The sequence below is a fragment of the Ignicoccus sp. genome (assembly GCF_056435145.1).
Genome location: NZ_JBWNMZ010000005.1, coordinates 68,017 through 94,923, shown reverse-complemented (window position 1 = coordinate 94,923; position 26,907 = coordinate 68,017). Strand labels below are relative to the sequence as shown.

General features: G+C 51.6%; 31 protein-coding genes and 1 tRNA gene. 13 read left to right on the top strand and 19 right to left on the bottom strand.

What is annotated here, in order from left to right:
• Positions 1–162: 162 nt before the first annotated feature.
• The gene (locus AC1HCZ_RS02090) at positions 163–1,227 is read left to right on the top strand and encodes a hypothetical protein (RefSeq protein WP_479461883.1); all 1,065 of its coding nucleotides are present in this window, start codon (positions 163–165) and stop codon (positions 1,225–1,227) included.
• On the opposite strand, the gene AC1HCZ_RS02085 is transcribed toward AC1HCZ_RS02090, so the two are convergent.
• Together AC1HCZ_RS02085 and AC1HCZ_RS02080 are read right to left on the bottom strand one after the other, a co-directional pair.
• On the bottom strand, positions 1,199–1,873 hold the full coding sequence (locus tag AC1HCZ_RS02085; protein WP_479461919.1) for an MBL fold metallo-hydrolase: 675 nt from the start codon (positions 1,871–1,873) through the stop codon (positions 1,199–1,201). The genes AC1HCZ_RS02090 and AC1HCZ_RS02085 overlap by 29 nt on opposite strands.
• Positions 1,874–1,922: 49 nt before the next feature.
• Positions 1,923–2,279, bottom strand: coding sequence for a cupin domain-containing protein (locus AC1HCZ_RS02080; protein WP_479461882.1), 357 nt, complete (start codon positions 2,277–2,279; stop codon positions 1,923–1,925).
• Between the two features lie 169 nt (positions 2,280–2,448).
• Here AC1HCZ_RS02080 and AC1HCZ_RS02075 point away from each other — a divergent pair, with 169 nt between their 5' ends.
• On the top strand, positions 2,449–6,657 hold the full coding sequence (locus AC1HCZ_RS02075; protein ID WP_479461881.1) for a hypothetical protein: 4,209 nt from the start codon (positions 2,449–2,451) through the stop codon (positions 6,655–6,657).
• Here AC1HCZ_RS02075 and AC1HCZ_RS02070 read toward each other — a convergent pair.
• The 5 genes from AC1HCZ_RS02070 to sucC all read right to left on the bottom strand — a co-directional run bounded on the left by AC1HCZ_RS02070 (position 6,571) and on the right by sucC (position 9,982).
• Positions 6,571–7,125 (bottom strand): GTP-dependent dephospho-CoA kinase family protein, encoded by a 555-nt coding sequence (locus AC1HCZ_RS02070; protein WP_479461880.1) that lies wholly within the window; start codon positions 7,123–7,125, stop codon positions 6,571–6,573. The genes AC1HCZ_RS02075 and AC1HCZ_RS02070 overlap by 87 nt on opposite strands.
• 14 nt (positions 7,126–7,139) lie before the next feature.
• Complete coding sequence (spt4, locus tag AC1HCZ_RS02065; RefSeq protein WP_479461879.1) at positions 7,140–7,352, bottom strand: transcription elongation factor subunit Spt4; 213 nt, start codon at positions 7,350–7,352, stop codon at positions 7,140–7,142.
• Positions 7,349–7,882, bottom strand: coding sequence for a DNA-directed RNA polymerase (locus AC1HCZ_RS02060; protein WP_479461878.1), 534 nt, complete (start codon positions 7,880–7,882; stop codon positions 7,349–7,351). The genes spt4 and AC1HCZ_RS02060 overlap by 4 nt, the downstream gene beginning before the upstream one ends.
• A 62-nt stretch (positions 7,883–7,944) precedes the next feature.
• Positions 7,945–8,835, bottom strand: coding sequence for a succinate--CoA ligase subunit alpha (gene sucD, locus AC1HCZ_RS02055; protein ID WP_479461877.1), 891 nt, complete (start codon positions 8,833–8,835; stop codon positions 7,945–7,947).
• Between the two features lie 16 nt (positions 8,836–8,851).
• Complete coding sequence (gene sucC / locus AC1HCZ_RS02050) at positions 8,852–9,982, bottom strand: ADP-forming succinate--CoA ligase subunit beta (protein ID WP_479461876.1); 1,131 nt, start codon at positions 9,980–9,982, stop codon at positions 8,852–8,854.
• A 145-nt stretch (positions 9,983–10,127) separates the two neighbouring features.
• Here sucC and pfdA point away from each other — a divergent pair, with 145 nt between their 5' ends.
• From pfdA to AC1HCZ_RS02025, 5 genes are read left to right on the top strand one after another with little or no spacing between them, the layout of a single operon-like run.
• Positions 10,128–10,580: a prefoldin subunit alpha gene (gene pfdA / locus AC1HCZ_RS02045; RefSeq protein WP_479461875.1), complete on the top strand. Its 453-nt coding sequence runs from the start codon at positions 10,128–10,130 to the stop codon at positions 10,578–10,580.
• A gap of 10 nt (positions 10,581–10,590) precedes the next feature.
• A complete protein-coding gene (locus AC1HCZ_RS02040; RefSeq protein WP_479461874.1) occupies positions 10,591–10,824 on the top strand; it encodes a hypothetical protein in 234 nt (77 codons plus the stop codon).
• A 26-nt stretch (positions 10,825–10,850) separates the two neighbouring features.
• The gene (cobA, locus tag AC1HCZ_RS02035) at positions 10,851–11,597 is read left to right on the top strand and encodes a uroporphyrinogen-III C-methyltransferase (RefSeq protein ID WP_479461873.1); all 747 of its coding nucleotides are present in this window, start codon (positions 10,851–10,853) and stop codon (positions 11,595–11,597) included.
• Complete coding sequence (locus AC1HCZ_RS02030) at positions 11,585–12,289, top strand: uroporphyrinogen-III synthase (protein ID WP_479461872.1); 705 nt, start codon at positions 11,585–11,587, stop codon at positions 12,287–12,289. The genes cobA and AC1HCZ_RS02030 overlap by 13 nt, the downstream gene beginning before the upstream one ends.
• Positions 12,290–12,309: 20 nt before the next feature.
• The gene (locus tag AC1HCZ_RS02025) at positions 12,310–12,468 is read left to right on the top strand and encodes a hypothetical protein (protein ID WP_479461871.1); all 159 of its coding nucleotides are present in this window, start codon (positions 12,310–12,312) and stop codon (positions 12,466–12,468) included.
• Here AC1HCZ_RS02025 and AC1HCZ_RS02020 read toward each other — a convergent pair.
• A complete protein-coding gene (locus tag AC1HCZ_RS02020) occupies positions 12,465–13,079 on the bottom strand; it encodes an RNA ligase partner protein (protein WP_479461870.1) in 615 nt (204 codons plus the stop codon). The genes AC1HCZ_RS02025 and AC1HCZ_RS02020 overlap by 4 nt on opposite strands.
• A 63-nt stretch (positions 13,080–13,142) precedes the next feature.
• Between AC1HCZ_RS02020 and AC1HCZ_RS02015 the strand changes: the two genes are divergently transcribed.
• Positions 13,143–13,219, top strand: a tRNA-Arg gene (locus tag AC1HCZ_RS02015).
• Positions 13,220–13,226: 7 nt separating this feature from the next.
• On the opposite strand, the gene AC1HCZ_RS02010 is transcribed toward AC1HCZ_RS02015, so the two are convergent.
• The 3 genes from AC1HCZ_RS02010 to AC1HCZ_RS02000 are packed head-to-tail and all read right to left on the bottom strand — an operon-like array spanning position 13,227 to position 14,670.
• Positions 13,227–13,874 carry a hypothetical protein gene (locus AC1HCZ_RS02010; protein ID WP_479461869.1) on the bottom strand — a complete coding sequence of 216 codons (648 nt, stop codon included), beginning with the start codon at positions 13,872–13,874 and terminating at the stop codon, positions 13,227–13,229.
• Positions 13,875–13,906: 32 nt separating this feature from the next.
• On the bottom strand, positions 13,907–14,311 hold the full coding sequence (locus tag AC1HCZ_RS02005) for a hypothetical protein (protein WP_479461868.1): 405 nt from the start codon (positions 14,309–14,311) through the stop codon (positions 13,907–13,909).
• Positions 14,312–14,361: 50 nt separating this feature from the next.
• Positions 14,362–14,670, bottom strand: a complete 309-nt coding sequence (locus AC1HCZ_RS02000; protein WP_479461918.1) for a ferritin family protein — start codon at positions 14,668–14,670, stop codon at positions 14,362–14,364.
• Positions 14,671–14,868: 198 nt separating this feature from the next.
• On the opposite strand from AC1HCZ_RS02000, the gene thsA reads away from it, so the two are divergent.
• From thsA to AC1HCZ_RS01985, 3 genes are read left to right on the top strand one after another with little or no spacing between them, the layout of a single operon-like run.
• Positions 14,869–16,548 (top strand): thermosome subunit alpha, encoded by a 1,680-nt coding sequence (gene thsA, locus AC1HCZ_RS01995; RefSeq protein ID WP_479461917.1) that lies wholly within the window; start codon positions 14,869–14,871, stop codon positions 16,546–16,548.
• Positions 16,549–16,594: 46 nt separating this feature from the next.
• Positions 16,595–17,410 (top strand): ARMT1-like domain-containing protein, encoded by an 816-nt coding sequence (locus AC1HCZ_RS01990; protein ID WP_479461916.1) that lies wholly within the window; start codon positions 16,595–16,597, stop codon positions 17,408–17,410.
• A gap of 3 nt (positions 17,411–17,413) precedes the next feature.
• A complete protein-coding gene (locus AC1HCZ_RS01985) occupies positions 17,414–18,478 on the top strand; it encodes a glycosyltransferase (protein WP_479461867.1) in 1,065 nt (354 codons plus the stop codon).
• On the opposite strand, the gene AC1HCZ_RS01980 is transcribed toward AC1HCZ_RS01985, so the two are convergent.
• The 4 genes from AC1HCZ_RS01980 to AC1HCZ_RS01965 all read right to left on the bottom strand — a co-directional run bounded on the left by AC1HCZ_RS01980 (position 18,460) and on the right by AC1HCZ_RS01965 (position 21,574).
• Positions 18,460–18,873: a winged helix-turn-helix transcriptional regulator gene (locus tag AC1HCZ_RS01980; protein WP_479461866.1), complete on the bottom strand. Its 414-nt coding sequence runs from the start codon at positions 18,871–18,873 to the stop codon at positions 18,460–18,462. The two genes, AC1HCZ_RS01985 and AC1HCZ_RS01980, sit on opposite strands and share 19 nt — an antisense overlap.
• Positions 18,867–19,853, bottom strand: a complete 987-nt coding sequence (locus AC1HCZ_RS01975) for a M24 family metallopeptidase (protein WP_479461915.1) — start codon at positions 19,851–19,853, stop codon at positions 18,867–18,869. Before AC1HCZ_RS01975 ends, AC1HCZ_RS01980 begins: the two co-directional genes overlap by 7 nt.
• A gap of 58 nt (positions 19,854–19,911) precedes the next feature.
• Positions 19,912–20,442, bottom strand: a complete 531-nt coding sequence (locus tag AC1HCZ_RS01970) for a Snf7 family protein (protein WP_479461914.1) — start codon at positions 20,440–20,442, stop codon at positions 19,912–19,914.
• Between the two features lie 76 nt (positions 20,443–20,518).
• The gene (locus AC1HCZ_RS01965) at positions 20,519–21,574 is read right to left on the bottom strand and encodes a heterodisulfide reductase-related iron-sulfur binding cluster (protein WP_479461865.1); all 1,056 of its coding nucleotides are present in this window, start codon (positions 21,572–21,574) and stop codon (positions 20,519–20,521) included.
• 67 nt (positions 21,575–21,641) lie between these two features.
• Between AC1HCZ_RS01965 and AC1HCZ_RS01960 the strand changes: the two genes are divergently transcribed.
• Together AC1HCZ_RS01960 and thiC are read left to right on the top strand one after the other, a co-directional pair.
• Positions 21,642–21,851, top strand: coding sequence for a 30S ribosomal protein S27e (locus AC1HCZ_RS01960; protein WP_479461864.1), 210 nt, complete (start codon positions 21,642–21,644; stop codon positions 21,849–21,851).
• A gap of 83 nt (positions 21,852–21,934) precedes the next feature.
• Positions 21,935–23,254 (top strand): phosphomethylpyrimidine synthase ThiC, encoded by a 1,320-nt coding sequence (thiC, locus tag AC1HCZ_RS01955; RefSeq protein WP_479461863.1) that lies wholly within the window; start codon positions 21,935–21,937, stop codon positions 23,252–23,254.
• On the opposite strand, the gene AC1HCZ_RS01950 is transcribed toward thiC, so the two are convergent.
• From AC1HCZ_RS01950 to pstC, 4 genes are read right to left on the bottom strand one after another with little or no spacing between them, the layout of a single operon-like run.
• Positions 23,236–24,360 (bottom strand): DUF763 domain-containing protein, encoded by a 1,125-nt coding sequence (locus AC1HCZ_RS01950; RefSeq protein WP_479461862.1) that lies wholly within the window; start codon positions 24,358–24,360, stop codon positions 23,236–23,238. The two genes, thiC and AC1HCZ_RS01950, sit on opposite strands and share 19 nt — an antisense overlap.
• Positions 24,360–25,118, bottom strand: coding sequence for a phosphate ABC transporter ATP-binding protein PstB (gene pstB, locus AC1HCZ_RS01945; protein WP_479461861.1), 759 nt, complete (start codon positions 25,116–25,118; stop codon positions 24,360–24,362). The genes AC1HCZ_RS01950 and pstB overlap by 1 nt, the downstream gene beginning before the upstream one ends.
• Positions 25,108–25,947: a PstA family ABC transporter permease gene (locus AC1HCZ_RS01940; protein ID WP_479461860.1), complete on the bottom strand. Its 840-nt coding sequence runs from the start codon at positions 25,945–25,947 to the stop codon at positions 25,108–25,110. The genes pstB and AC1HCZ_RS01940 overlap by 11 nt, the downstream gene beginning before the upstream one ends.
• Positions 25,940–26,863: a phosphate ABC transporter permease subunit PstC gene (gene pstC, locus AC1HCZ_RS01935; RefSeq protein ID WP_479461859.1), complete on the bottom strand. Its 924-nt coding sequence runs from the start codon at positions 26,861–26,863 to the stop codon at positions 25,940–25,942. The genes AC1HCZ_RS01940 and pstC overlap by 8 nt, the downstream gene beginning before the upstream one ends.
• Between the last annotated feature and the right edge of the window lie 44 nt (positions 26,864–26,907).

Sequence of the window (26,907 nt, the reverse complement as noted above, 5' to 3'; positions counted from 1 at the left end):
GGGATATAAGGCATGTTACGCTCCCCCGTCTCGACTCTCGTAGTTAGCTTTATGGAATAGCACTAGGGGATGAGCGAGAACTTCCGGCGGTGAGCGATGAGCGGCTCTGCCAGCAGCGACCCCCTTTAAACGTCAAGACGTTTTCAGTTAACGGATGTCGGGTTGATATACGCGCGTTACCCCTTCGTCGGCAGCGTCTCTAAGCTCTCAAAGAGGATATTCGGGATTGAAATGGACGTGGAGGAGCTGTTGGAGTTATACCCAAATTCGATCAAAGTTGCCAAATCCATGATTGAAGGTGAAGACCTCAGCAGTGGGGTTAACTGTGACGACTTGTGTGCGGTGTTAGCCTATAGAATAGCTCTGGTCTTGGTGGCGGCTACAAGAAGCAGTTGGTTGAAGAACACTTTTGCTGTAAACGTGGCCAAGCGGGCCAGCGAGTCCTTCAAGAAAGAGAGTATAGAAATAGTTGTAGGGGTTATGAAGGCATGCGGCTTTTGGGCAGAAGTTTTGGAGGAGCCGTTGAGGGTTCCTTTGAGGCGTCACAGGAGTGTGGTGTACTCTGAGGAGTACCCAGCCAGAGTGACCTTGAATGATTATGTTAAGTTAGCAAAGAGGTTCCTCAGCGATCCTTCTTGGAAAGTTGTCAACAAAGCCTTGTTGGGAGGTTTTGTATACCTAAAGGAGGACGAGCTGCGGAGACTCGCTGAAGAGGCCGTCGTAATCAAAGTTCTGGAAGATTTAAAGGAGGTTGGCGACGTCGACCCTCAAGCTTTACCCGAAAAGTTCAAGGACGTTTTTGAAAGTATTAGAAAGAAATATACGGCAAAGGGTACTGGCACCCATATAAAGATAAAGGGGTTTGAACCGAAGGCCCTCCCCCCGTGCGTCCGCTTGATATACGAGAGGGCCCTCCAAGGGGACAACCTATCCCATCAAGAGAGGTTTACCTTAGCCACGTTCCTATTAAACGTAGGTAAGGACGTGGATGAGGTCTTAGAGGTTTTTAAAAATATGCCCGATTATAACGAGCGTATAGCGCGTTATCAAATAGAACACTTAGCTGGCCTCAGGGGTTCTCACAAGAAGTATTCTCCACCTTCGTGTAAGACTCTTGTGTCGTGGGGCCTTTGTCCGGGAAAAGAGGAGTGTAAGGGGGACCACCCGCTTAGGGAGTACTGGAGGAGACTCCGCAAGCTCACCAAGGCTCCTTCTCGGGAATCATGACCTTAATACCCAAGGTTTCGACTAACTCTTTGAACCTCAGTGCATCATCTTTCGAACCCACTATAGTTCCCCAGTGCATGGGTACGGCCAGTTGTACTCCTTTTATTAGTTTTAAAGCCTCTACTGCCTCTTCCGCGGTCATTACGTACACCCCCGAAACGGGTAACATGACGACGTCGGCCGAAACCTCGGCCATTTCTGGGATAACGTCGGTATCGCCTGCATGGTAGAAGGTCACGTCCCCCAATTCGAAGACGTAGCCCACCCTCCCGTCCTCCTTGGGGTGAAACACTATTCCAGGCGCTCTGAACTTGTTTACGTTGTACGCCGGGACGGTACGGAACTTAATTCCCGCGACCTCCCCCTCTTCGAACGGTCTCACGAAAACCTTCTCGTTGGGAAACATGGACAAGCACTCTTCGGCTATCGGCGGTGCGACTATTACGGTCTCGGGAGATATTATCTGAGCTATATCCTTGGGAGAGCAGTGGTCGAAGTGCTCGTGCGTGATAAATAATACGTCTGCCTTTTGGTTGCTAGTAACAATAATCTCGAAGGGGTCGAGAGCGACGAGCGTTCTGCCGTCTGTGAACTTGAAGCCGTCGTGGCCCAGCCACGAGACTCTGACTCCCTCTACGTATATCATCGCGTCCACTCGACGCCTAAACGTTCTTAAGAGGTAATTTGTAGGGGGCTCACTTGCCCCCCTCCTTCGGGATTATACATATGAAGCGAAGAACGTCGGTTCCCGTGTTCTTATAGTAGTGCTTGGAGCAAGGAGGAATATAGACGACCGTTCCAGCTTCCACTTCGTACTCCTTTCCGTCTATCTTTATTGTTCCTCTACCACTTAGTACGAATATTTCGTGCTCCCACGGGTGGGAGTGTTCGAAGATCTCCCCTCCGGGCTCTACTTCAAATATTCTCAGGTAGAACGTAGGAGCTTCTCCGGGCCCGATAATCCAACGTATAGTAGTCTTAGTAGCTACCTCCGCCGGAACTTCCTTGGCTTCGACCTCGTCCCACTTCACCACTTTCGGCTTACAGACCAAGGCCTCCCTCACGTTTTTACGAGCCTGGGTTAAAGCTGGACTTGGAGCCCCGCCGTTCCCGGCGACGGCTGGGAGGCCTTAACGCCCGCTATAAGCGGGCGGATGGGCAACCCGCCTCCACGGCGGGGTACACAACACTTTCGGCACTCGCTGGTCAACTATAAACCTTGTGCGCTCTACGAAGACGACGGTAGCAGTGATGGAATGTGGCCCTCTACCCAAGAGAGCGCCAAGCATAACGGGTAAGGACGTCTCTGAGTTGCTTAAGGAACTGTGGGGCGCCGGGGTCAAGATTAGAGAAGAGGTAGAGAACGTAGTGAGGTCGTTCTTAAATATGGTGGCCAACGCCGAGGAGACCGTTTCCATGTTCGTTATAGGCGAGTGGGGAGAAGGAAAGACGAGCGTATTTGACGGTTATATGAAGGCGTTGAAGCCCCCAAACGTCGTACTAATGGAGACAAGCGTGAAGAGGGTAGTATCTACCATTAGAGAGATGAAACATCGACCAGGGCAGTCCTCGGCGGCTACCTTCCTAGCGGCGTTGTTACACTCGTTGGCGATGGAGTATATGGAGAGAGGCGAGAAGTTGATAGAGCCATATGAAGGAGGTCCCGTCCACGAATACGCTAAGAAAGCTTTGGACGAGATGGTAGGCAAGTTCCCGGGGAAGAGGTTCGTCATATTCATAGATGAATTTGAGGAGATCGTGTCTCCTTCAAACAAAGACGTGGTTAAAGAAATAATAAACGGTTTGATAGAACTCATCAACGGTCAATTCGGGTACATGCAAGAGAAGTATCCCGGGATACTTCACTTGGTCGTTGCGATGACTCCTTATGCCTATCACAAGGCTTTAAGCTTGGCAGATATAGACGAGAGCTTGAAGGGGAGGGCTGAGAGGAGGCTCCACTTCAAGTTGGAGCTCCGGTCGCTCACGAGGAGCGAAGCCTATAAATTGGTCGGGTCCTTGTTCAGGTACTCATACGGGGAGGAGTTCTCACCAGTTCCTCCTCAATTTGTCAACACGATATTCACGGCTTCCCAAGGTAACCCGGGCGCCCTTACGAGCTTAACCAACTTCGTGATGAGTTCGTTGGTGAAGGACGGTTGTACCGTACCTTCTAAGAACCCAGAAGAGCTAGTTTCAATATTGTCCGGCGCCACAGTCTTCACGTACGTGGGCTCCAGCAAGGCTTTGGACAAGTTGTACTACGAAAAGGCTCTCCTTCCGTTAACTTATGGTGAAGAAGACAAGAGGAAGGTTTTGGCTGCCCTAGCGGCCTATTATTACCCGCTGTCCGAACGGGAGCTTGAAGAGCTCAGCGGCGTCGAGAGGGCCGTTGAAGCGCTGGAGGTCTTGGACCAGAGGGCCTCCCTAAGTTCGGAACCCCTGGTCTCGACCGTCTGGAGGACCTCTGACTACCAGAGGGCCTTCAATGTCCTCCGAAGGACGCTGAAAAGCTTGATTCCGGACATTGACGACGATACGTTAAAGATGTTAGTGGAAGAGCTCACCTACCCTAAAGGCCTCTGGAGCGAGGAGTACTACTTGGTCCTCCCCGGGGAAGGGGAGGAGCCCGTCTTAGAGGACGTTCTATCTAAGGAAAAGGCTGTGATAGACGCGAAGAAACTAGTCAACTTCTTAAAGCGAAAAATGGAAGAGGAAGGAATAACCTTCGAGAAAGCTTACGTGTTATCCCGCAAACACGCCCTAAACCTCTATCCGCCCCCCGCTGTGACAGCGGCGTCCTTCATAAAAGACCCCCAGCTCAGGGCAAAGGCTTGGAAGGAAGCACTAAACGCGCTCATTAAGGGAGACATAAACCTAGACAAGGTCTTCGCTGAAGTAATAATAAACTCGTTCAAGGGTACCATAGTTGGTAGGTCCGTAAGCGTGAGCCTGGGTGACGTACAACTAAGGATATATCCTAAGGTAGTTCTGTCCTTAGACGCTAAAACGTTGGAGGAGGTCGCTAAGGAGGCTAAGAGGGAGGGCGCACACCTGATAGTAATATCAACCAAACCTGAACTATACGAATCCATAAGGGATAAGGCCTCGTTACTCCCTGTGGACTCCGTAGTGCTGGAGGTCAGAGAAGCCAAGTTGGTTCAGATGGCTGTCTACGAGCTTTACGTGAGAAAGCCGGAGAGACGCGCCTTCGTGGATATGGAGAAGGCGGCGTTGACGTTAAAGCAAATAGGCGATGAAATAGGTATCCCGAAAGCAATAGAGAAATGGATAGAAAAGGCCCGTCGAGAAGGCGTGATAGTAGAGGACTTCAAGAGGCCTTCAGGGGCCAGCGAGGAGACTATTTCCGACGCTTATGTCTTCTACTTAGCATATCCAAAGGACGTACTAACTACCGAGGACGTGTTCGAGCACATAATAAAAACAGTTAGGAGGTTTACAGTCTACGGAAGGGGTTCACGAAGGAGGGCTCCCTTTTCCTCGGGTTTGGATATCGAGAACGTGAGGGGACTAAAGAGGTTTGAGGAGGACTTAATAAGTGCTGGGTTGTTAGAGAGGCTCGAGGACAACAAGCTCAGAATCAGAATAAGCAAGGTGGAGGAGAGGCTGCTGAAGTTGTTGAAGGAGAGAGGGGGCAAGGCGACTTGGAGAGAACTAGAGAGAGAATTCATAGTGGTGTCCCACAACAAGCGAATACTCTCAGACTTCTACTTAAAGATATTAGAGCGAAGGGGACTCGTGAAAGTAGAGAGAAGAGGAAACGACCCCTATTTCGTCACTTTGATTAACACGAAGTCTCTAGTAGAGGAGTTAGAGAACTGGTTGGAGAAGGTAAATGAACTCTGGAGTACCAACGGCGACGTTTGGAGGAGCTACGCTCACTTAGTAGTTTCGAAGAAGAAAGAAGACAATGTCATAGTTCTGGACGAGATCAAAGATTACATAACGAAGGGAGTCGTCTCGCTGAGGTCAGAGTCCTCTAAGGCTACTGTTGCCAGAAGGGCAGCTTTCTTGATTTCCCTCTCCCGTTACCTCGTGGAGACGTTGTACCCAGTCACCCACAAGGCGTGGAGGGAGGCCAACGAACTAATGGATGTAACTAGCAGTTCTGTGACCTCTACAATTTCCAAAATAAGGAACGTCTTGAGTAAAGCATCGGGAGAGGTCGGCGTTCCTGTGTTAGACGCGGAGGAGATGAAGGAGAGTGTGATGATAAAGAAGATGTTGCGCAAGATGGACGAGCTAGCGGACAAATACTTCACGCGCGATGAGTTGGAGAAACGCGTGGCCGAATTAAGGAAAGAGGGAGTACTGCCTGATAAGTTCTATTTTGAGCGCTTCTATGACCAGCGCGAATGGAAGAGGGCTTCTTATTTCAACGTCAAGTATTACATGCTGGAGAAACATGCCGAGGAGATAAAAAACGAACTGGAAAAGGTAAATATGTTAATCAAGGAGATAGATAATATGATATCGAAGATGGTAGAAGGAAGGAGGAAGGTGGAGGAAAAGTTGAAGGAGCTTTCACTAAGGAGCTATAACAGCGAGCTGGCTTCTAAGGCTTACGACCTGTTGTTGAGGCAAGTTATGATGCCTAAGGAGGTCTTGCCCGACGACCTAACCGTGGACTCGCTTGAGGAGTTACGTTTAACCTTGGATAAGGCTATATCTAGCGTCAGTATGACTGATCAGAAGATATTAAGCGTTATCGTGAAGCTGGGCGAAGTCGCGAGGGAAGAAGAAGAGCTGGAGAAGGAGTTCAGACGCCTCAAGAGCTGGTGCTCTTTCGCCTCCAAGTTCTATTCAAGCACGCCCTACTGGGAAGATTTCGAGGAGCTCTGTGAGGGGCTAAACTCGTTGAGGCTGGCCTACGAAAATATGAGTAAAGAGGTGAGGGAGCCAGCCTCCGTCAGCGAACTCAGTGCCGTGTTAGAAAACGTTAAGGATGAGCTAAGGAGGCTCAAGCGTGAAGCCGAAGGCTTGCTGGCTGAAATGAAAGAAATTCACGAGAAGGCAATGAATGAACTTGTAAAGAACTTAGATGAATTAACTAGGATAAGTAGAGTAGCCATTAAGCTAGGCCTAAACATAGAAGATATAAACAAGATGCTAAGCTCTATTAAGTTAAAGATGGAATCGGTAAAACCTCCGGGGGTTGTTGACAACAACACATATCAAATCCTTTACGACGCCCTTGAGAAGACGAGGACTTTGTTGACCATAAAGTTAAGGACGAAGATAAGCCAGAACGAGGAGAAGGTGCTAAGTATCTTGGAGAGGGGTAAATTAGACCTAGTTAAACTCATAGAAGAGGGCAAGAAGTTAAAGCTCAGGGAAGAGGAGGTCGTAGAGGCGCTCGTCCAACTCGCCGAGAAGGGGTTGGTAAGGGTCGTAGTTGAACTCTCTTAAGAGCTCTTCTACATCACCTTCGAACCTCTTAATTATCTCTACAAAATGGAACTTGGTGTATTTGTTAACCTCAATTAGCACTACGCCAGCCTTCGGCTGACCGTACAGCAAGGTCCACCCGTTCTCCGAGCTCAAGAGCGCCGGGATCGCTAAGAGGTCTTCCTCACCCTCAACCTTTACCCACGTAGAAGTTAGGGTTGCTTTCTTTACAACCTTGGCCGCGTCTAAGCATATCTGTCCGGGAGGGTTGAAGGCCTTTAGCACGCCGTTGGGAGCCTTTAGTTCTACCCATCGCGACCTCCTTGTCTTCCCGTCAAATATTGCTGTTCGGGGTACTAGTCCCAACTCCAAGCACCTTTTCGTAGTTACGTCTCCCACGGTTATCAGCGTCTTCCCCTTTAATAGTGCTGGTAAGAGGTGGTCGTTCCTTATCAGAGCTCCTCTAGGGGAAGCCAGGAGGGTCCTCAAGCCCCGGGGTAGTCTCACTCCCTTCCCACTTCTACAGCGTAACGCCCCGGCTCCTTGAGGTATTCCACCTTTCCTACCAGTTCTGAGTCCGTCTTGATTAATATTATCATTCCCTCCCAGTTCTCCGTTAAGTCCGTGGAACCGCACCTCGGACACCTCTCGACCTCTCCTCTCCTGGGCACTAGGAACCTACAATTCATACATGCTAAGAAAGGCTTTCTTCTCATCGTCTAACCTCCTCCGCGTCCTTAATTTTGCCCAGGTAGGGCCCTTTCATGCTCATACCTACCTTAAGGCCCCTCCTGGTGGATATCTGTACTATCCTAGCTCTGACGAGATCTCCTCTCTTTATGACGGTCTTTGTACTCACGCCGACCATACTTCCCGTCGCGGCGTCGTATTCAAACCTCTCGTCCCCTAGTTGGGCTTTGTGTACCATGCCGTCTATCGGGCCTATATTAACGTATATCCCGTTCTTTGTGACGTTTACTACTATTCCTTCAACAACTTCATTCCTTAGCGGCTTGAAGGCCAGTAAGGTGAAGGTAGCTTCGTGGTAGGTGCCGCCGTCTCCCGGCACTATGTAGCCCTCCGGGGATATGTCCACGTCGGTTACGGTCAAGATTACGCCCAACTCTTCATCTATCACGCCCTCGTACTCCTCCCTCAGGAGTTCGAGTGCAACCTTCCTTAAATCCTCGCCAAACCTTTCGGGCGGTATTCTAACCATATTCTTAAAGCGGTAAATTCGGTACAACTCGACGCCCCGCTGGGCGTAGAAGAAGAGGTTTTGATAGATTTGTCTCCCCAGAAGGGGGTTTAGAGCTTGCCCAGCTCTTTGAGCTTCTCGATCACCAGGTCTGGCACTTGGCTGGGTATGTCTGCGACGGGTATGCCGGCTTCCCGGAGGGCCTTCACTTTGCTCTCCGCGGTCCCCGCTCCCATGCTTATTATCGCGCCCGCGTGGCCCATTCTCTTCCCCGGCGGGGCAGTCCTCCCGGCCACGTAGGCCACGAGGGGCTTCTCGATCTCCCCCTTCCTTATGGCGGCCGCGAGCCTCTCCTCGGCGTCTCCCCCTATCTCCCCTATGACTACAATGAGGTCGGTCTCAGGGTCCTTGTCCATAAGCTTAACTGCCTCCACAGTGTCCAGACCTATAATTGGGTCTCCTCCTATCCCTATAGCGGTGCTCTGGCCGATGCCTTTCTTGCTCAACTGGTAGGCTATCTCGTACGTCAGCGTGCCGGACCTGGACACTATCCCTACTCGTCCGGGGGCGAAGTACTTTTCCGGCATTATACCTACCTTCGCTTTACCCGGACTTATCACTCCGGGGCAGTTGGGGCCCACGACAGTGGAACCCTTATTCCTGGCGTACCTTATGGCCTTCATGGTGTCGTGAACGGGTATTCCCTCAGTTATGACAACTATTAGTTTTAACTCTGCGTCTGCGGCCTCAATTATGGCGTCGGCCGCCCCTCCGGCGGGCACGAAGATGATCGAGGTGTTTATCTCTGGGTGCTCCTCTTTTGCTTCCTTGACAGTATCATAAACCGGTACCCCTAGGACCTCTTGTCCTCCCTTTCCCGGAGTTACCCCGGCTACTACTTTGGTTCCGTACTTCATCATCTGCTCAGCGTGGAACCTGCCGTACCTTCCAGTTATGCCCTGAACCACGACTCTAGTGTTTTCGTCTACTAACACGACCATACTTCATCACCCCCGCTCAAGCTGCCTTGGCTAACCTCACGGCTTCTTGTGCAGCCTCGTCCATACTTTCAAAAAGCGGTATGCCCGCTTCCCTCAATATTCTCTTGCCCTCCTCTTCCGCGGTCCCCACGATCCTCGCTACTATGGGTTTCTTAACGTCGGACTCGGAGATTGCGTCCACAATTCCTTGAGCCACCTCGCTAGCCAAGGTTATTCCTCCGAATATGTTGACAAATATGACCTTTACCTTAGGGTTTTTTAGGAGTACGTTGACAGCTGCTTTCACCCTATCCCTCCTGGCCCCGCCCCCTATGTCGAGGAAGTTGGCCGGCTTACCTCCGTAATAGTTAACGATGTCCATAGTAGCCATGGTAAGGCCAGCCCCGTTGCCTATAATCCCTATGTTGCCGTCAAGCTCTACGTAGAAGAAGCCCCAGTGGGCCGCCTCCCTCTCCAATTCGCTCAATTCCCTCTCTCTAGACGCTTCCAACTCGGGGTGTCTGAAGATGGCGTTATCATCAATTATCATCCTGAAGTCTAGAGCTACTAGCCCCCTGTCGGTTATGGCCAACGGATTGCTCTCTACTAGCTCTGCGTCGTAGTCTTCGAAGATCTTGTACATAGTCTTAGCTATTCCTTCGAACTGTCTCAACAAATGGCCGTTTAGGCCTATCCTCTTCCCGACCTCTCTGGCTTCGTGGGCTTTGAGGCCTACCTCGGGCTCTATTGGCAACTTCACTATAGCTTCGGGCTTCTCTTTAGCTAGCTCTTCTATCTCCATCCCTCCTTCCGAGGAAGCCAACATTACTACTTTGCGGTTAGCCCTATCTATGGTAAACGATAAGTATAGCTCCCTTTGGATGTTCTCTGCCCTTTCTACTAGCAACGAGAGTACCGGGAACCCCTTTATCTTTTTCGAGAAGAGTTCTTCCGCGATCTCTAAGGCCTCATCCGGCTCCCGTGCTAGCTTGACTCCTCCTGCCTTCCCCCTCCCGGCCACCGGCACTTGAGCCTTCAGCACTACTGGTAGGCCAAGCTTCTCTACCGCCTCGCTCACTTGTTCGGGCCTTTCTATCAAGACGCCCTCGGGTGTAGGTATTCCATACTTCTTTGCGATAGTCTTAGCTTCATACTCGAGGAGGTTCAAGGCTCGCCCCTCTCTGGCCCCGCTGTGCGGATTAAACTGATTTATGCAATATATATTTCTCATATAATAGAAAAAAGATTAAGCGAATCTTTCCTCGTCACCCCAACTTATATACTTTTCACACAGCTGCTCGCTCGGTGGAAGTGTGGCGGAGGAGAAGGTCCAAACTAATGTAGGAGAGACCAAGGGCAAAGCAGAAGAGAAAGTAAAACTCTTGCAAGACGAGATGAGGAGCTTACTAGCACAGATAGAGTACTTAAGGGATCAAATAGAAACGGTAAATACCGTGATAGATGACCTCTACGCCAGCTTGGAGGTACTTGATTACTTGACCAAGGAGGGCAAGGGTAAGGTGGTGTTGGTGCCCATAGGTGCTGGGAACTTCATCAAAGCGAAGGTAGAAGACACCAACACCGTGATAACGTCCGTCGGAGGTCGGCTGAGCTTAGAAGTTCCTAGCGACGAGGCCAAAAAGGCCATAGAGAACAGAATAGCTGCCTTAGAGCAAGTTAGATTAACGTTGCTGAGGAAGTTAGAAGAACTGAACAGGAAGGTAAACGAGCTCCTCCCCCGCGTGAGGGAAGAGAGCGGTCAGTGAAGGTGGTCCCTTGAAGGTTTTTGACCCTAAGGGGCGCCCCCCTCTCCCCGAGGTCGAGGTAGTTGAGTTGGAAGAAGCTCTGAGACTAATAAGGGAAGGTAAGGTTAGGTCTGCATATAGGGTTTTCGGCAAGGTGATCTTGGAGGTCCCCTTAGAAGAGGCCGAGAGAACAATTAAAGCTCGGTTGAAGGAACTGAGAAGAGACCTCGAGGGGGCCGGGCGCGCCGCGGTCAATACCCCCTAAACCCGCACCTCTAAAGGGGACATTTCTTGAAGGGCAAGGTTTATCTCGTGGGGGCAGGGCCCGGGGGCGCTTGGCTGGCCCCGGCCGCGGTCTTCGGCCTCCTTAGGTCAGCAGACGTGATCTTGTACGATAAGCTGGTAGACGAGTCCCTCCTATCTTCAGCGTATAGGGCCGAGAAGGTTTACGTCGGTAAGGCCCCCGGCGCTCACGCGTTGAGTCAAGAAGAGATAAACGAACTCCTAATAAAGTATGCCAAAGAAGGAAAGACTGTTGTGAGGTTGAAGGGAGGAGACCCCTTTGTGCTGGGAAGGGGGGACGAGGAGTGCGAAGCTCTGGTAGCAGCCGGAGTTGAGTGCGAAGCGCTCCCGGCCCCCACCTCAGCAACGGCAGTACCCGCTTGTGCGGGCATTCCGGTAACTAGGAGGAACTTGGCCAACACCTTTGCCGTCGCTACCGGGTGGGCGGCAGAAGGCAGTAAGAGGCCGCAGTACGGCGAGATGATGAAGGTAGTGGATACTTTAATAGTTTTGATGGGGGTTACGAAGATACGTGAAATAGTTGAAGATGTTTTGAAGACAAGGGATGTCCCGGCCGCGGCCGTGTCCAACGGGTGTACAGAAGCCCAGAAAGTGGTCGTCGCGAGGGCTTCTAGGTTGCCAGAAGTCATGCTCCGCAACGAGGTAAAGCCGCCGGCGGTACTGGTGTTTGGAGAGGTGGTCAAGTGGGCTTGCAAGGCGGGCACGATAAGGGACGTGGTAGAGTGCTCGCTCTAAGCCCTCACGGACCTCCTCCGTTCAAGGAGTTCGAAGTGATCAACATACCGGCACTCGAACTCGTGGACGTCGCCGACGCCGAGCGCATTAAGGAGGCCATAAGAGAGGGAGAAGCGGTAGTCTTCACATCAAAGACCGGTGTAAAGATCGTGTTTGAAAAGCTTGGAGAGGAAGCCCTAGAACTCCTTAAGGAGAAAGACGTAGTCGCAATAGGTCCCAAGACGGCAGCCGAGCTTAAGGCTAAGGGGTTGGAGCCTATAGTGCCGGAGGAATATCACTCCGAAGCTCTGGCAAAGCTCTTGAGACGTTATAACAAGGTAGTAGCACTGAGGTCCGATAAGGCTTCGAAAACGTTGAAGAACGAACTCGGGGACAAATTAATAGAAGTTGTTATTTATAAGACTTTGAGGAAACCATCTCCCAAGATAGTGGAGGTCGCTAAAGAGGTTGACGCAGTCGTGGTGAGCAGCGCCGAGGTAGCTCGGACGTTAATAGAGTCTTTTAAGAAGTACTCTACCCTCGACGAACTTAGGAAACTAAAGATAGCCGTAATAGGTCCAGAGGCCGCGAAGCCTTTGAAAGAGTTAGGGGTAAACTTCGCGACGGCGCCGGAGGCCACGTTTGAGGGGCTTGAGAGAGTAATTAAAAGGATAATACAGAACAAGTCGGAAGAAAGCTCCGAGGGAGCCTAACCGAAAACTGGGAGCGTCGGATGAGGGTGAAGTCCTTCGACGGTCTCCCGGTGGAGGCTGAGGGCGCGGAGGACCCGGAGATGGTCGCGGCCTTGTTGGGAGAGATAGGGAAGCTGATGAAGAGATTAAATATCAAGGTGGTCAAGCTCGACGGCGAGATAGTCGTGGGAGAGGGCTAGCCGTGCCTCCTAATTAAGTTTAGGTACTCCTCAATTGTTTTGACAAACGTTAAGGGGTCAATGCAGCTGACCCCGAGTTTGGACGCCAGCTTACATAGCCCCTCATCGTTGGTAACCAAAACTGCTCCGAGCTCTAGCGCCAGTATCACGGCCTCTAAGTCCGCCACCGAGTCCAAAAGTCCCTTGCGCGTGGCTTCTCTGTATTTCTCCCTCAAGTTACGGATGTGTTCGCCTATCTCCCCACCTTCCATAGCCTTTCTGGTACTTTCCTCTGCTACCCTGAGGCCCTTGTCAAGCCTCCTCTTCACTTCGGCTACGTACTCTAAGAAGACCCTTGCCGGTATCTTAACTTCTGTTTGACTGACGTCCTTTACTAGTATCCAAACACCAAGTTTGCTTATTATTTCTGAGGGACACATAGATCTTTCTAAGAATCCTTTGATTTCTTTCATAACGCTCGGGGTCGTATAGAACGAAAATCCCAACTTAAGTTTTGCTAATGCCATCAATTCTAAGTATTTTTCCATAACTTCCCACAGCTCGTTGACATCGAACACTTGCCTCAGCCTAGGGTCAGTAACTGCGCTGGTATCTATCACGAACTTTATCAAGAGCCTTGCCCGCCGCGAGGCGTATGTGAGAAGCTATTTAGTTGGGCCGCCTCTAGGCGCCCGGCCCCCGTAGCTCAGCCAGGAAGAGCGCGGGCCTTCGGAGCCCGTGGTCGCGGGTTCAAATCCCGCCGGGGGCGCCACCCGGAGCTAAATTTCTATTAAGAACTTTCCGAGCACTGTGCTCACAAAAGCAAAAGTTACTGAGGACATCAAGAAGGGGGCTCCTGGCGCCCCTTTAAGGGCGTCCACTGCCTGTGGAAGGGTCGAGAACAGGAATGGGGCTGAGAGGGCGGCTAGTGCTACGGAAGACAGCAGAGTTCCGGCGTCCGTGTATATTATCATAAATGAAACTAACGCCCCCAAAGACGCCATGTACAGACTTAAGCTGAACACGTATATTAAGTATCCCTGAGATAAGAACGCCTCAGAGGAAAAGAAACTGGTCAAGAGAGCGAAGACTAGATTAAAAGGTACTAAGAACAAGAAGAGGGACGTTATCTTAGAAGCAACGGTTACCTCTGGGGGTATTGGAGCTAGCTTCATCGCGTATATGGTCCCCCTCTCGGCCTCCCTTAGTACTAACACGAAACCCAAGACAGTAGTTATGATTAAGCTGACGGCTTGCTGAGCTAACACCACTAAAAAAGGGGCATCTTGGGGACGAACCGACCCTGGGCCGGATATGGCATAGGATGTTGGCAGTGCCAGGGCAGCAGTTAAAGAGAAGAGCGCCGCTAGTTCGTGCTTTCTCCTCATTTCTTCCTTAATATCCTTTGCGATCAACGTGATGAACAAACTGCAGCCCCAGAGGGATGTGTAGGAGACGTTTAGGAGTTGACTGCGGGTTGTCCGTAGGCGCTGTGACAGCCTTTCAAGATCTCTTCTACTTGCAATACTTTTCCGTCCCAGTAGCCCTTGACGACCATCTCGCCGTTAGTTATGACGACTTGGCTTAGGGGGCCGTATTTCTTTTCTATGTAGCTAACGGGAACGTCGGCCTCTATAGTGGTGCCGTCTTTTCCTCGAAGGTACAAGACTAGGAGCTGTCTGTCAGGAGTTACAGTCCATTTTACTACATCGCCTCTCACCAGGTACGTCCCCGGCTTAGACTTCACCAGTTCAGAGACGTCAGTATAGGAACTGCTAGCCCCTGCGTAGAAGCCCACTACCGCGAAGAGTGCCAGTAGAGAGACCGACATTAATAAGTACCTCGCGCTAGATTTGGTCTTCAACGCTTAGGCCCGCGTGGAGGATAGACACAACCTTAATGGGTTTTACCCATCTACGGGAGGCTCTTAGGTACTATGCCTACTTCCTCCTCTACCTCTTTGTAACCTTTGACGATCATTTCCTTTAGTTCTTCGTCGTATTCGAGCAAGAGCGCGAGGAACTCGCCCACGTGTTCCTTCTCTTCTCGCGCTATGTTTAAGAATACTTTCTTTACACGATCGTCCTCTATCGCTTCAGCCAGTTGTTCGTAAAAGTTTATCGCGTCCAACTCAGCTATGATGCCCCAACGGAGGGCTTGAGCTACTTCTACTTTCTTGAGCTTTCTATCTTTTGGAATAATTAAGGGGTTTTCGCCTAGCACGGGAGCCACCATGCAAGCATTGTGTCGGTCAACTTAAAGTGAGTTATGCGAAGGTAAAACGAATACCTTAATGATAGCATTTATAGTATATGGACGCTCGATCTAAGTCCCTCAGCTTTCAGTTTGATGCACTTATTCGAACGTGGGGAAAAACTTATATAGAACCGGTCCCACCACACCCCACGGTGGGTGAGCGCGATGGCAACCGGTGTGCCCGTTCTGATACTCAAGGAAGGCGCCACTAGGACCTACGGCAGAGAGGCTCTAAGGAGCAACATCTTGGCTGCGAGGATAATTGCGGAGGCATTGAAGACCAGCTTGGGTCCCAGAGGAATGGACAAGATGATTGTGGACGCCTTCGGAGATATAACCGTAACTAACGACGGTGTGACTATACTTAAGGAGATGGACGTCCAGCACCCAGCGGCCAAGTTGATCGTGGAGACTGCTAAGGCCCAAGACGCCGAGGTGGGCGACGGTACCACCAGCGTGGTAGTGCTTGCGGGCAGCTTGCTAGAGAAAGCCGAACCCTTGCTAGACCAGAACATACATCCAAGCATAATCATAGAAGGTTACAAGAAGGCTATGGAGAAGGCCCTAGAGGAGCTCAGCAACATAGCAATTAAGATAAACCCCAAGGACAAGGAATACATGAAGAAGCTGGTGTACACGACCCTCAGCAGCAAATTCGTAGGCCAAGAAGCTGAAGAGATAAGGAACAAGCTACTCGACATGATAATCGAGGCAGCTTACACTGTGGCCGTCGAACAGCCAGACGGTACCCTGAGGATGAGTCTTGATGACATAAAGATAGAGAAGAAGAAGGGTGGGAGCTTACTCGACAGCCAGTTGGTAAAGGGCATAGTGCTCGATAAGGAGGTCGTGCACCCCGGCATGCCGAAGAGAGTAGAGAACGCAAAGATATTGGTACTCGATGCGCCGCTAGAGGTCGAGAAGCCCGACATAACGGCCAAGATAAACATAACTGATCCTAGGCAGATAGAGGCATTCTTGGAGGAGCAGACCAAGATACTCAAGGAGATGGTAGACAAGATTGCCGAGGCGGGCGCCAACGTGGTAATAACTCAGAAGGGCATTGATGACGTGGCTGCCCACTTCCTAGCGAAGAGGGGGATAATGGCCGTCAGGAGGGTGAAGAGGAGCGACATAGAGAAGGTGGCCAAGGCCACTGGGGCTAGGGTGGTGACCAGCATAAAAGACGTCAGTCCCGACGTACTGGGCGAGGCCGAGCTCGTGGAAGAGAGGAGAGTCGGTAAGGACAAGATGGTCTTCATAGAGGGTGCCAAGAACCCGAGGGCTGTTACCATATTGCTGAGGGGCGCCAGCGACATGGCACTCGATGAGGCCGAGAGGAACATAACCGACGCCCTTCACGTACTGAGGAACATATTCATGAAGCCTATGATAATAGGCGGTGGAGGGGCGGTAGAGGTAGAGCTGGCCGAGCGCTTGAGGAAGTTCGCTTCTACCGTCGGCGGTAAGGAACAGCTCGCCATAGAGGCCTACGCCGAAGCTCTCGAGGAAATACCGGTCGTGCTGGCTGACACAGCAGGCATGGACACTCTCGAGACACTCATGGAGTTGAGGAAGCTCCACAGGGAAGGTAAGCTCTGGGCCGGCGTGAACGTGATCGAGGGTAAGATAGAGGAAGACATGACCAAGCTTGGAGTAGTAGAACCAGCAAGGGTGAGGGAGCAAGTACTCAAGAGCGCCACTGAGGCGGCCAACGCGCTGCTGAAGATCGACGACGTAATAGCAGCTGCTCCTCCGAAGGAGAGCAAGAAGGGCAAGAAGGAAGAGGGCGAAGAGGAAGAGGAGGGAGAGAGCTCCGGCAGTAAGTTTGGAAGCGAATTCTGAGGCTTTTTTAGTTTCTCGGCCTTCCCCGTCCTGGAGCCCAGATTTGATGAAATGGCGGGAGGAATGCGTCCGCTGCTTGTTAGATGCTCGCATCTATGACGCCTTTAAGGGTGGCGCCACGGACAAGGAGCTTCAATTCATTTTGAGCGCCACAGTCGGTTCTATGCAGCTTCCCAAGAGCAAGGCTTTCCGTTTCTCATGGAAAGCCTTAAAATCTATCGTGGGCAACGTATACGCCCTCGAGAAGAGGAAGCTCTTGGATGAGGCCCTCTCGAAGGAGCTCAGGGTACCTCAAACCTTCGAAGAGGCGCTCCGGATGGCTACTTTGGGCAACTTGTACGACACAGCGGTCGGCGGGGAGTACAGACTCGGGAAGGTGAAATACGGGAACTTAGTGACCGAAGGCGTTGAAGTGCTCCTTAACCCTGCTGGAACGTTGATCTATGCGGTGGACAACCTTCCAGAGTTGCCATACGATATAATGGTAGCTAAGTACTTCAAGTACATGGGTTGGGACGTGACACTGGTAGCTCGAGAGGAGGATTACGAAATAGACGTCACTTATCCTGAGCTGGCGGAGGTCGCCCAACTCTTGGGCTGGGATGGTCGGCTCGACTCCTTGCCCGGGGACTGCACGATCTTCGATCCTTGTGAGGACGCTAAGAGGCTTAGGAGAGACTCGGACCTCGTCTTCGCCAAGGGTTTACTCAACGCGGACGCTTACGTAGACTACAAGCCTTCCGAGCATGCGGTGCTGGCTTACGCGGCTAAGTGTAGGCCTTTGGCCGAGGCCGTGGGGGCAGAGATAGGCGACGGTGTGGTTGTTTTAGGAGAAGTGCTCCTAAGGTCTTTTAGGAGATGAACGTTGAGAATAGCTGTAGTAAGCTCTTACCCTCCAATGCCGTGCGGTATTGGAATATACGCCCGCGACCTAGCCCACGCATTGGCGAAAAGGGGTCACGAGGTGGTCGTGATTGCTACAGAGTACGCAGATGCTCCGCGGGAGGAGGGCACCAACCCAAAGGTTTTGAGGACGTGGACCCGCGGAGGGGAGAGGTTCCATTACCAGATCTTGGATGCGTTAGAGAGGGAGGGTCCCTTCGACGTTATAGAGTTTCAACTCGAGTACGGCTTGTGGCCAGTGATACCGTTAGACTCTAGAGGCATCTGGTTGTTGAGGAACGCTAAGGCTTACGGTTCAGTCGTCGTCACCCTCCACACAGTTCGATTCTCCTCAGACCGTTGGTGGAGGAGGTTACACGAGGAATTGATAAAAACTAGCGATGCTATAATAGTACACCACTTCATGATGGAAAACACATTGTACAGGATGTTAGGCAAACTGAAGAAGACTTTCATCGTTCCCCACGGCAGCGCTCCGTTACCCGGCGAGAAGAGGGATCTGGGCTACGAGAGACCAATTTACTTGCTCTACGGTTTGTTAAGGAAGGACAAGGGACTGGAGGTCGCGGTGAGGGCGTACGAGTTGGTGGGGAAGGGAACCTTGCTGTTGGCCGGCAAACCCCTCTCTGAGGAAGACGAGGAACTTGTAGAGAAAGCTGAAGAGCTCGGGGCGGTTCGCGTTAAGGGCTTCTTGGACGACGAACTCTTAGGAACCCTTATAAAATCTTCAGACTTCGTCTTGCTGCCCTACGAGGACTTGTCCGACGACTTCGGGATCTCAGGGGCTTTCCACACGGCCATAGCCACCGGGGGTTACACGTTGTGTTCCAGGGTCCAGAGGCTCGTGGAGTGTTGGGAGAGGGCGCCGGAGCTGAGCTTCAGGCCGGGCGACGAGACCGCTCTGGCGTTTGTCATGAGGGCTCCCAAGCTTCCGGACGCCTGGGGAAGGCTTCAGAGCTTCGCTCGTCAAACCTCGTGGGACAACATAGCTAAGCTCAGAGAGAGGATTTACTCTTTATTAATATAAACTGCTATTAAGAACGGCGTCAACGCGTAAACCACCTTCTTGCCCTTCTCCGTTAGTACGTACGCGCTCCTCTTACCCCCAACTTCCACTTTCTCGATCAAGCCTAACTCTTGAAGCCCTTTCAGCTTGTCCGAAAGCACGCGAGAGGATATTCCCAGAGCGTTCTTGAGCTCGTTAAAACTCATTTCATTCTTAAGCATTAGGGCATAAAGTATCTCCGGTATCCACTTCGCGGAGACGGCGCTCACGAAGGGTCTGATCTCCTCTATCCTCTCCTTGACCTCATTTAAGTCTATATCACTTTTCTTTAAGTTATTATCTATTCTTTCCAGTTCTGACAAGCAGCGCTTTACTGCCTCCACTACCTCCTTGGCAGGCCCTCCGGCCCTTACCACCACATCACCGGTGTGGAGTTTAGCACTACAGGGTTATAATCCACGTAAACTAGTTGCTCTACCCGAACCCCGCCTAACCCCTTGAAGTAAACTCCGGGCTCCACCGTGACCACTGCGCCCCTCGGCACGACTTCCTCGGATGAGGGTGACAAGAAGGGCGGCTCGTGGATGTCCGCTCCGACCCCGTGGCCAAGGCCGTGGACGAATGCTCCCCCGAAGCCGTAGTCCGCTAGCACCTCTCGGGCGGCCGAGTCTACGACCTTGCCCTTCACTCCGGGCTGCAAGACCTTAAGCGCTGCGTTGATTGCTTCTAACACCGCGTGGTACCAAGACGTGTAGGGTTCTTTGTCCGGCACGTATGTTCTGGTTATATCGCTCCTAAAGCCCCCGTAGACCGCCCCGAAGTCGAAGAGCGCTACGCTGTCTAGGCTGAACCGGCCATCGCCGGGGACGGCGTGGGGCTTGGATGAGTTAGGTCCGAAGGCAACTATTGTAGGGAAGGCGAACTCTTGTGCCCCAAACTCCCTCATGTGAGCTTCTAGGGATCCCGCCGCGGCGAGTTCCGTCGTGCCCTCTTCTAACTCCTTCCAAGTCTCGAGAAATGCCTTCTCTGAAACTCTCAAAGCATTCTTTATTCTCGAGAGCTCTTCATCGTCCTTAACCATTCTGGCCTTCTTAACAATCTTAGACACGTCGCCCACTCCTAGCTCAGTCATCAAGGTAATTGCAGTCTTGAAGCTGAGGTATGAGAGGTCGGCGAAGAAGGGTCCCTCGCAGAGTTCGAGAGCCTTCTTCCAGAGGGCTCCCCGGGGTCCCTTCACTACGTTCAACCAACCTACGACCTCTAAGGCCCTCTCGTACTCTAGCTCGGGAACTATCAGGTAATCATCGTCCTTCCCCATTAAGACTATACCGGCGTCAAAGCCGGTCAGCCAGCGGACGTTTGAAGGGTGGAGGATGAGGGTACAATCTAAAAACAGTTCCCTCTTACGGGAATAACTGTTTTTCGAGGGGAGTCACCCGAGCGGGTAAAGGAGTTTATGCTTTAGAACCTTCCCCGGACGCTACGACCAAGCCCTCTTCGAACCTCTTCTGCGCTATTAGTTGGGCTTCCTTCATTATCTTCTCTGCCTCGCCGTCCAAGAAGACGTCCACGTAAGTACCTCCTATCAGCTCTTCCTCAGCCAACTCGTCCATGGTCTCTATCAAGTCGTTCATCTCTTCTTCTATCTCCGGCAGGAGGGCCTTCAGTGGGCCGACTATGGTCTTTATCTCATCCATTACAGGTTTTAACGATGCGCCCGCGTCACCGAACATCAGCACGCTCTGCAACCATAGCTCCGCTTGTTCCAACCTGGCTTCGAACACAGTTACAACTTCCATGAACTTCCTCAGCTTAGCGACCTCGTTGGCGTAAACCTTGGCTCTGAGCTCATCGCCGTTCTTCTGGGCTTCCACCACCTTCTCCATAAGCTCTCTCTCCCTCGCCTTAGCTTTGTGTAAGTAAGCCTCTAGCCTCCTCCGGGTGCGGTTGATCTTCCTTAAGGCTTTCACTATCTTAGCTCTCATCCCCACTGGACACTCCCCACGGAGAGGTTAGGGGATCGTAGGGTTACCGGGAGGACGTTCTAATAAGATAACAATATTACGGAGGGGGCAAGGGCATTCCCATCGACCAGGCCACCAAATACCCTAATCTGTGCACTCGGAAGCCCCCTCCGAGCAGCAAAGAATAGGACAACAACATGGACTTACACTTGGCACACGCAGTGGTCACCACCTCAATTCCCCTGAATTGCCGAACTTTCTTGTGCCCCACCACCTCCACTGCCCTCCTCTTCCAAGTTTCGGAGAACGACACGCCCCCGCCCCCTCCGCAGCAGATCTGGTCCCTCCCCCCTGGGCCCCTCTCCTCGTAGTTCTCGCTGATAGTCTTTAGCAGCTTCCTAGGGGGTTCGGTCAGAAAGTTGTATCGCGAGAGCCCGCATGGGTCGTGGTAGGAAGTTTTCCAAGGGAGCTTCCTAACTACGTGCCTTGACCTCAGCTTATTCGAAATGATATTTATTGCAATTTCAACCTTTAGGTCGTGTTTGACCTTTAGGTAGTTCGCTACCCTAGGCCAAACCTTGTAGTCGGCCCCACACTCGCTGAGCAAGAGACCCTTTACTCCCAACATTTTCGCCACTTTTATTATACTAACCACTTTCCTCTTGAAATACTGAGGTTCAGCATAATCGAAGTAAAAGTTGCCAAAACCCTCTGGGACCTCCCTTGAAAGCGTGAAGTCCGTTCCGAGCTCCCTTAGTGTCCAGAGGAGTGCGACGAAGTCGTTCCGCGATGTCGGCAAGGAGTCGAAGCCCCCGGGGAGGAGGAGCCACTCAGCCCTTTCGTCTAATGGATACTCCTTCAAATTGTTCCAGTCCATCTCGACTCCGAAAGTGGAGCCCCTTTCCTTTACCTCATCTCTTATGGCTTCCAAGTCTTTGGGTATCATTCCCTTAGCCTTTCTTTCGTAAACGGCCTTATGGGTTGGTACTTTTAAGGGACACCCTAAGATGCAGTTACCACACATCGTACAACTCTCAACAGCTTTCCGAAGTCCCCGGTTCCTCTGAGAAGGCTTAAAGACTGGGTACCAGGGGCAGCGCGAGGCACACAAGTCACAACCAACGCAGGACCTAGAAAGGAGTTCGTACAACATTTCCCGTCGGTCAGTCGTCCGGTTAAACCATTATAACTGTAGCCCGAGAGCGCCCCGGGGGCGAGAGGTGCCGCGCAAGAGGAAACTCTACAAGATACTGACACCTGAACCGAGGTCTAAGTTCTTGAAGGTTAGATGCCCTACTTGTCATAACGAACAAATAGTGTTTAGCCACGCCACCTATCCGGCTACGTGCCTCATGTGTGGAACCCCCTTGGTCAAACCAAGGGGAGGAAAGGCCGAAATACTGGGAGAGGTCGTCAGGATACTTGACTGAACACGTTTTTTGTTCAGCGTTTACAAAGTCCTAGCCCTAATGCTTAATACCCAACGATGCGTGCGCCCTAAAGGTCCGACATCATGACTATATACGAAGATGCCCGTAACGGGAGGATTACTGAAGAGATGAGGAAGATTGCTGAAGTCGAGGGCGTGGACCCGGAATTCGTTAGGAGAGGGCTGGCGGCGGGCCGAATAGTGCTTCTCAGAAACATCAAGAGGGCTGACAAACTAAAAGTCGTAAGCGTCGGAGAAGGTATGCTGACTAAGGTTAATGCCAACATAGGCACCAGCAATACTTTAATAGACATAAACATGGAGATTGAGAAAGCAAAGATAGCTAAAAAGTATGGAGCCGACACAATAATGGACCTCTCTACCGGAGGAAACTTGGACGTCATAAGGAGGAAGATAATGGAGGCGGCGGAGCCCCTCCCTCTAGGCACAGTGCCCATATATCAAGCCTTCATGGACGTGGCCACGCGTAAGGGAGCGGGACTCTACATGACTGAGGATGACATACTAAATACGATAGAGAAACACCTTAAGGACGGAGTAGACTTCATGACGCTGCACGCCGCTCTCACGAGGGAGCTCGCGGCAAAGGCCGTCAAGAGCGATCGGGCTGAGCCTATAGTGAGCAGAGGAGGATCCATAATCGCCGCTTGGATGCTCGAATACGGAAAAGAGAACCCGCTCCTCACCAACTTCGACTACATCTTGGACATGTTCAAGGAGTATGACGCAGTCATCAGTCTAGGCGATAGCTTGAGGCCCGGCGCGTTGGAGGACGCCCACGACGAGTACCACTTGAGCGAACTTATGGTGAACGCCAAGCTGGTTAAGAGGGCCCGAGAGGCGGGGGTGCAAGTCATGTTAGAGGGACCCGGCCACGTGCCGTTGGACCGCGTTGTGGCAGACGTTAAGTTAGCAAAGAGGCTGACCGAAGGAGCTCCCTACTACATCCTCGGTCCCCTAGTAACAGACATAGCCGCTGGCTACGACCACATCGCTGGCGCGATCGGAGGGGCTATAGCCGCTGCTCAAGGAGCCGACTTCTTGTGTTACGTTACTCCGGCGGAGCACTTGAACTTGCCCAACCCAGAGCAAGTCAGGGAAGGCGTGATAGCCTTCAAGATAGCGGCTCACGCTGCCGACATAGTGAAGTATCCTGACAGGGCGATGAAGGTGGACATAGAGATGGGGAGGTGCAGGGGGAAGCTGGACTGGGAATGCATGATAAGGCTCTCCCTAGATCCAGACAAGGCGAGAGAAATAAGGAACCAGTACGGTCCTACTTCAATAAAGAGCTGCAACATGTGTGGAAGCTTGTGTGTCTTCTTGCTCTTGGATAAGTGGAGGAAGAAGGAGGGCGAGAGGCTTCACGCCCCCCTCACGTGAAGTTTTTCCACTGTACGTCCCAACCTCCTCAAGGCTTTGAGCTTCTCCTTCTCACCCATTTTAGCCTTCATTATTATCTCCTCTAGCGTCTCGATTACTTTGTCAGCAGTCTTGACGTCGTAAGGGTAGGGAACTCCGTCTTTTCCGCCTACTGTATAGGAATACAAGAAAGGATCCAATGGAATTGATACGGGGTCCTCAAACGAGGGCTTCGCGCCGTATACGAGGTGGCTTATTAGCGCTAGGGCTCTCATGACCTTAGGCCCGGCTCCCGGAGCTACGAGTAACTCTTCCCTCCTCTTGGGACGAAACTCGTAGAGGTTTGTTAAAGCTCTCTCCAGCTGGGGGCTCGGCCTGACAGGGTAGTAGAACTTCACTTGAGGCGCTCTTAGCCTCTCCCCCCTTAGGGTCCTCTGTCCCTTAAGCGCTGCCCTCGCAGACTTTAGCATTGATAACACCTTCCTAGGCCCCTCTTTAATCAAATCTAATGATATATCTATAACTTCTATAGAATCCTTCGAGGTTAAGTCTAGCGCTTCTCTCTTCCTCCCCGCCACGGCCGAGTGAGGGTCCTCCCAAGGGGCGTTGAGGTGGCTCAGCTGGTACCTTCTGGCCAACGCGAGCTCCTCGTTCATCCCTTGTTGGACTACTGTCCACGAACGCTCGCTGACCACCAAGGAGTGGATGTAGAGTTCATAGCCATCTTGTAACAAGGCCGAGTCCAGCCTCGCAGAGGCTTTGGAGGCTCTCTTCAACGCGTCGGGGTCGACGTTCAACCGCTTGGCTGCCAACTCGGCTTCATCCTTCACCTTTAACATGTTCTTGCCTTTACCGCCTAGGACCAAAAAGCCGTAATCCTCCTTCCAGCTTATTTCCTTAAGTACTCCCAAGACTACTGTAGTGGAGCCAGAGGAGTCCCAATCCATGCCTATTACGTTGTTAAGCGCCTGAAACCAGAAGGGATCTGATAGTCTGTACACGAGCTCTTCGGGACCCCACTCCTCTATCATAATTTCAACTATGGCCTTAGCTAGGCCCTTCATCCTAACTAGGAGATGAGGAGGGACCTTGCCTCCGTGAAGGGGAAGCTCGCTCCACGAAACCATTATACCTTCCCCAACACGTACTTTTCTGTCAACGGGTTCTTGGGTCTAGTGAATATTTCTGACGTCGGTCCGACCTCCACTAGCTCGCCGTTGTAGATGAACGCAACGTAGTCACTTATCCTCGCGGCTTGTTGAGGGTTGTGAGTAACTATTATTATTGTGAAGTCCTTCTTTAACTCCACGATATTTTCTTCTATCCTCTTCGTAGAGACTACGTCCAGTGCGGACGTGGGCTCGTCCATGAGTAGGACTTTTGGTTTTAGCGCTATAGCCCTAGCTATGCACAGCCTCTGTTGCTGTCCTCCGGAAAGCGCGTGAGCCTTCTTCTTCAGTTCGTCTTTCACTTCGTCCCATAAGTACGCTTTCTTCAATGCCCACTCTACGCGCTCTCTCAGCTCTTTCTTGCTCTTGACGAGTTTGTGGAGCCTCAGTCCTATGGCGACGTTGTCGAATATACTCATATGGGGAAACGGGTTGGGCCTTTGAAATACCATCCCTACGATCTTTCTAAGCTCGTGGGGCGGCATCTCGTCCGTGTCTACTCCGTTGATGTATATCTTCCCGACTACCTTCACTTGCGGGTACAGGTCCCACAGCTTGTTTATTGCCCTCAATAGGGTGCTTTTTCCTGATCCCGAAGGCCCCATTATGGCGAATATGGTGTTCTTCGGGACCTCTAAGTTTATGTTTCGTAAAACTACCCTATCATTTATGGATACTCTCAAGTTCTCTATTTTTACCATTATCTCAGAACTCATGTCTCTTCACCATTAACTTACTCAATACTATTAAAGGAAGAACTATAAGGAACACTAGAACGAAGGACGCGGCCCAGCTCATCTCCAGCCACAGCTCTTGTGAGCTGAAGCCGAACTTGTATATGAGGACGCTGAGCGTGGAGACCGGTTGGAAGGGGTCGACGACGACCTTTTCGTTCCAGCCCGCAGTGAAGAGCAGCGGGGCCGCTTCTCCTGCCCCCTTTGCAACTGCTAGGAGCACGCCCGAAACAACTCCCGGCAATACCAGCCCTCTGGTTAACTTAAACAGTACGGTAGTGTACTTGAGGCCCAACGCGAGCCCTCCCTCTTTTATCAGCTTGGGCACCTTCCGGTAGCTCTCCGCAGTGTACAACGCTATGTAGGGTATCATGATAAGTGACAGAGCTAAGGCACCGGCTGTCGCGGAGAAGGAACCCGTGGGCACAACGACCGTCCAATAGACGGCGACCCCTGCAGTTATGGTGGGCACCTCAACCAGCGTTGAGGCCAAGTTCTCCACTAGCCTTCCCAACCGGGTGTTTCCGAACTCGGATATCACTACTCCAGCCAAAAAGCCTAATGGGAAGGAGATGAGTAAAGCCATCCCAACGACAATCAGTGTCCCAACTATTGCCGGCGCGATGCCGACCTCTATCTTTCCAAAGAGGAAAATTGGGGGCGGGATGTCCTTTAGGAGTATGCCTACGCCGTACTTCGCTATAACTTTAGCTCCGTTTACCGCTATCGAGCCGAGTATCCAGAGCAAGACGGCTAACGCGCTTAAGCTAATTAAATATATCAATGCTATCCAGAGAACTCCCCTACGCAATTATCTCAGCCTCCGTGAGAGCTCTTCCCAGCTTTCTGCCCAAGGCAAGTACTACACTTCCGAGAAAGATCAGGATTAGAACGAGAGCAGTTAACGCCTTGATGTGGTTAGGGTTCATCATTGCTTCCTCGAACTCGTTGACCACCAGAGACGTTATCGTCGATCCCCTACACAGCAAACAAGGCTTGAAAGGCTCTATGGAGTTTCCTATTAACATTGTAACGGCCATGGTTTCTCCCATGGAACGGCCCGCAGCTATTATCACTCCGGCCAGGATTGAGGATTTTATGTAACTCAAGTTTATTCTTATCACATCCCACTTAGTGCCCCCGAGCGCGTAGACGGCCTCTACGAGTTCATTTGGTACCATCTCGTACGAGTTCCTAATTATCGCGGAGGCGTAAGGAGTTATCATTAGCGATAAGATCAATATGGCCGTTATGAAACACTGAGGGCTTATCGCACTTGTGGAGAACAATATACCCAATACCGGAACTCTCGACAGTCCGGCCAGCGCCGGGTAAACCGTGTTCGCCAAGAGTGGACCGAAGATGAGGAGCCCCCAATAACCGTATATTACGCTGGGCACGGCCGCTATCAGATCTATTAGAGTTCCGAAAAATGTCCTCGTCCTTCGGGGCACTAACTCTGTTACGAAAACTGCCAATGCGACTGCCAGCGGGGTAGCCAGTAAAGTCGACCAGAAGGTCACCCAGAGCGTGCCTAAGATGAACTGTAAGCCACCGAACTTGTTGTCGTAGGGTGACCACTCCATCGAGGTTAGGAGCTCCAATATGTGCTTGGCGATGAAATCAAAGCTCATAGCGAACAAGGGTACTGTTAAAATAATTAGCGGTAGGACTACGCCTATAGCCCCTAATATCGCCACTACCTTCAGCGTCCTTTCCTTTATCATAAACCTTCGGGGCTTCCTACGTTAGGGCAAAATAAATTTTTCAT

Coding starts and splice junctions, on each gene's coding strand:
- AC1HCZ_RS02085 (WP_479461919.1), bottom strand. CDS start 1,873: ATGATATACGTAGAGGGAGTCAGAGTCTCGTGGCTGGGCCACGACGGC.
- spt4 (WP_479461879.1), bottom strand. CDS start 7,352: ATGAGAAGAAAGCCTTTCTTAGCATGTATGAATTGTAGGTTCCTAGTG.
- sucD (WP_479461877.1), bottom strand. CDS start 8,835: ATGGTCGTGTTAGTAGACGAAAACACTAGAGTCGTGGTTCAGGGCATA.
- AC1HCZ_RS02025 (WP_479461871.1), top strand. CDS start 12,310: ATGAGGGTGAAGTCCTTCGACGGTCTCCCGGTGGAGGCTGAGGGCGCG.
- thsA (WP_479461917.1), top strand. CDS start 14,869: ATGGCAACCGGTGTGCCCGTTCTGATACTCAAGGAAGGCGCCACTAGG.
- AC1HCZ_RS01990 (WP_479461916.1), top strand. CDS start 16,595: ATGAAATGGCGGGAGGAATGCGTCCGCTGCTTGTTAGATGCTCGCATC.
- AC1HCZ_RS01970 (WP_479461914.1), bottom strand. CDS start 20,442: ATGAGAGCTAAGATAGTGAAAGCCTTAAGGAAGATCAACCGCACCCGG.
- AC1HCZ_RS01965 (WP_479461865.1), bottom strand. CDS start 21,574: ATGTTGTACGAACTCCTTTCTAGGTCCTGCGTTGGTTGTGACTTGTGT.
- thiC (WP_479461863.1), top strand. CDS start 21,935: ATGACTATATACGAAGATGCCCGTAACGGGAGGATTACTGAAGAGATG.
- AC1HCZ_RS01950 (WP_479461862.1), bottom strand. CDS start 24,360: ATGGTTTCGTGGAGCGAGCTTCCCCTTCACGGAGGCAAGGTCCCTCCT.
- pstB (WP_479461861.1), bottom strand. CDS start 25,118: ATGAGTTCTGAGATAATGGTAAAAATAGAGAACTTGAGAGTATCCATA.
- pstC (WP_479461859.1), bottom strand. CDS start 26,863: ATGATAAAGGAAAGGACGCTGAAGGTAGTGGCGATATTAGGGGCTATA.